This window comes from Candidatus Woesearchaeota archaeon, from assembly GCA_020854775.1.
GTDB lineage: Archaea > Nanobdellota > Nanobdellia > Woesearchaeales > 21-14-0-10-32-9 > 21-14-0-10-32-9.
On record JAHKLZ010000011.1, the window covers coordinates 1 to 3,138 of the forward strand.

Here is a 3,138-nt window from a genome sequence, read left to right on the forward strand (position 1 = left end):
TAGTTCAGAGGAAGAACGCTTCCTTGACGCGGAAGAGGTCGCAGGTTCGAGTCCTGCACCACCCACCATTTGATATTGTGGGCTTTTTCGACTGCCAGTTCTCATGCAAAAACCGGTAGGGAAGAGGTCACAAAACAGCCAAAATTCCATCGTTGGTTTTTGCTCTCTCTCTTGAAATGTAAGGGAGGGATTTTTTATGTCCAGGAAAACCGCTGTTCTGAAAACCCCGTACCGCAATGCCGTTGCCGCGTTTGACGCTTTCTACTTAATCCGAAAGGCAGAAGGAGCGGCCGAAGCAACACTGCAACTGTACAAGTCGATCATCATGCCTTTTCTGAAAGAAAACCCGTCCTTTTTGGAAGAACCAAGGGAATGTCTTTTGCCTTTCATCTCTGAACCTGATAACGCATGGTCCCGGTTCACGCGGGCCAAGGTTATGAAGGTGTTCTGTCGCTTCCTTCAGGAAGAAGAAATTCTTGAAATAGAACCTATGAAGGGAATCAAGGCTCCCATGCCCGGCAAGCGGGAAAACATACCAATACTGGAAGACGTGAAGGCATTCATCGGATCTTTGGATATGAAGAGTTTCACTGACAGGCGAATGAGGGTGATGTTTCTTCTTGCCCTAGACTCGGGACTTCGGAGAGGGGAGTTGTGTGGCCTTAGAATCGAGGATTTCGATCATGAGGGGTTATGCCTCATGGTAAGGCCGGAAACCTCCAAGGCGAAGAAAGGGAGGGTTGTTCCAGTATCGCCCCAGGTGGCAAGGGAGATAAAGCGCTTCATTGCACTGCACACCGAGGAATGGAAGTGTTCCTGGGTGTTTCCTACCGAAACCGGAGAAAGACTTACACCATCCAATTTTGGGCTGCAGATCCGCAGGGCATTCACAAGAACTGGCAAGAAACTGAAGATCCACGGGCTGAGGCATCTTTGTGCTACGGAGTTCTTGAGGCAGACAGGGAATATAGTGCTGACCGCCAGATTGTTGGGGCACGCTTCAATTGCTACAACATCGAGGTTCTATGAGCATTTGAACCTTGAGGATCTTCGCCAGGCGCATGTTGAGGCGGGAGTGGTGTCGAAGGTGATGGGGAAAATAAAAAAAAGGGCATTACGTTAGAAACTCTTTTTGAGATTCCTTTACTGTTGAAAAGGATTGGCACATAACATATTCTGGAGGTGGAAATATGTCTTTGCAGAAAATGGATACAAAAGGAGATACTATTTTGGAAAAAGTTGATTTGGTTAATAAATTTTTTAATGAGGATTGCATAGTCGGGTGCAAGAAATATTTCCCTGATAACTCTGTTGATTTGATTATCACCGACCCACCCTATGGGATTAACGGTGATACCCTCCACAAGCATTACAACAGAAAAGAAGAGTTTGTTATTGACGGTTATGTTGAAATTCCCCAAAAAGAATATGCAAATTTCAGCAAAGAATGGGTTAAGCAGGCAGAGAGAATTCTTAAACCAGGTGGTTCAATGTATATCGTATCGGGTTACACCAACCTTGTTGACATATTAAATGCGTTGAGATCAACAACTCTTAAAGAAATCAACCACATTATTTGGAAATACAATTTTGGGGTATATACAAAACAGAAGTATATCTCTTCGCATTACCACATTCTGTTTTATACCAAACCAGGCGCCAAACATACTTTCAATACGTTCTGCCGTTTCGGTCCCACAGAAAAGGGAGAAGGAGAAAAGGGATCAGCCAATTATCAAGACCGCGAAGACGTGTGGATAATCAACAGAGAGTATAAGCCTGGGCAAATTAAGAACAAAAACGAATTACCTTCTAAATTACTGACAAAAATGATTCAATACAGCAGCACTGAAGGAGATCTTGTTTGCGATCTCTTCCTTGGCAGTTTTTCCACCGCAAAGATTGCAATTGGTTTGAATAGAAAAGCAACAGGTTTTGAAATCAGCAAGAATGCTTTTGATCACCAGATACAAGATATTTCAAAAATCCGAGAAGGTTTCTTACTTGAAACTTTAAGACAGCCCTTGGTAGATCTTCCGAAAAATGAAGGACGTCCGTGGGGATCAGTTGAAATAAAAGAAGTAATTAATAGGTTTAACTCTCTTACTTCTCAATTTTCGAAAAAAGAGGCGATAAATATTATGACCGAGGAGTTCGGGAGAGGAGCCTGGTCTTTAAGAAAGTTACTGAATAGAGAACAAAAGAAGACCCGCGGGACAAATAAACCTTTTATTGATTAGGAGGAAAGCAATTGTTTGTAAGTATCTCTGAATCTATTGGTAAAGAATTGCTCGCTTTAAAAAGGAGATGGGATGCAAAAGAATCGATATTGGAAATGAAAAATGGTGGCGGTAAACAATGGAGACAAATGGAATGGATAGGTTGGTATTTCGAGTATAAGTGCGAAGAACTACTGGCCGATTTGTTTGAAAGGTTCCAATACCCCAAATATGGCAATACTGCTTTTGATGGCTTTTATCATATACCTTGGGATTTTAAATCTCATGTTTCAGGGGATCTTCTAAGCGGCATAAGAAAACCTTCAAATATTGTTATTAATGATGCCGAAGCTTGTGAAAAAGCCATAAGGGATTATGGGCAATTTGGGGTTATTGTAGCCTGTGGGCTTGCAATATATAACGATGAGGACAGGTCTTTTCAGGAATGGCATACTGATCTGAAAGGGGGTTTGTCTAATTACGAAATCTTAAGAGTTGCAAGGACAAACAATTCCAGGTTACGTAAAACTTCTTTTGAAACCGAAGAAATCCGTTTTGTTCATTTTACAAAAGATGTGTTGTCGACTTGTGGTAGTTTCCAAAAAGATTTTCGAAATGCCGACGGATCACCTAGGAGAGAAAAAGTTATGTTGACGTGGGATCAGGTTAAGAGAAACACGAAATATCAAATTTAATCAATGGGGGGAACGAGATGGATGATACAACAGAACTATTATTAAGCATTGCAAGAGAGGGGAAAGAGAATAGTGGATTTCCCGAGAGTGCGTAATATTTTGTGTAAAGTCCACTGTCGGGGTTGAGTCCTAGTGTTTCTGTTGCATTCTGTCCCCGAAGTATACCATCAGGTCTCCCAGTATCAGCGCCCAGCCTGGTATGGGATGGGTCCATTTTTCACTGA

At 42.2% G+C, this 3,138-nt stretch carries 3 protein-coding genes; all 3 read left to right on the top strand.

The genetic code is table 11. The annotated features are described in order from the left end of the window. The first annotated feature begins 196 nt into the window (after positions 1–196). The 3 genes from KO361_03120 to KO361_03130 all read left to right on the top strand — a co-directional run bounded on the left by KO361_03120 (position 197) and on the right by KO361_03130 (position 2,914). On the top strand, positions 197–1,123 hold the full coding sequence (locus tag KO361_03120; GenBank protein MCC7574559.1) for a site-specific integrase: 927 nt from the start codon (positions 197–199) through the stop codon (positions 1,121–1,123). A gap of 82 nt (positions 1,124–1,205) precedes the next feature. Then, entirely contained in the window at positions 1,206–2,240 is a 1,035-nt protein-coding gene (locus KO361_03125) for a site-specific DNA-methyltransferase (protein MCC7574560.1), read from the top strand. A gap of 11 nt (positions 2,241–2,251) precedes the next feature. After that, positions 2,252–2,914 (top strand): hypothetical protein, encoded by a 663-nt coding sequence (locus KO361_03130; protein MCC7574561.1) that lies wholly within the window; start codon positions 2,252–2,254, stop codon positions 2,912–2,914. Positions 2,915–3,138: the final 224 nt, after the last annotated feature.

Bases quoted from the DNA above. Each gene is read 5' to 3' on its own strand.
- KO361_03120 (MCC7574559.1), top strand. From the start codon at position 197: ATGTCCAGGAAAACCGCTGTTCTGAAAACCCCGTACCGCAATGCCGTT.
- KO361_03125 (MCC7574560.1), top strand. From the start codon at position 1,206: ATGGATACAAAAGGAGATACTATTTTGGAAAAAGTTGATTTGGTTAAT.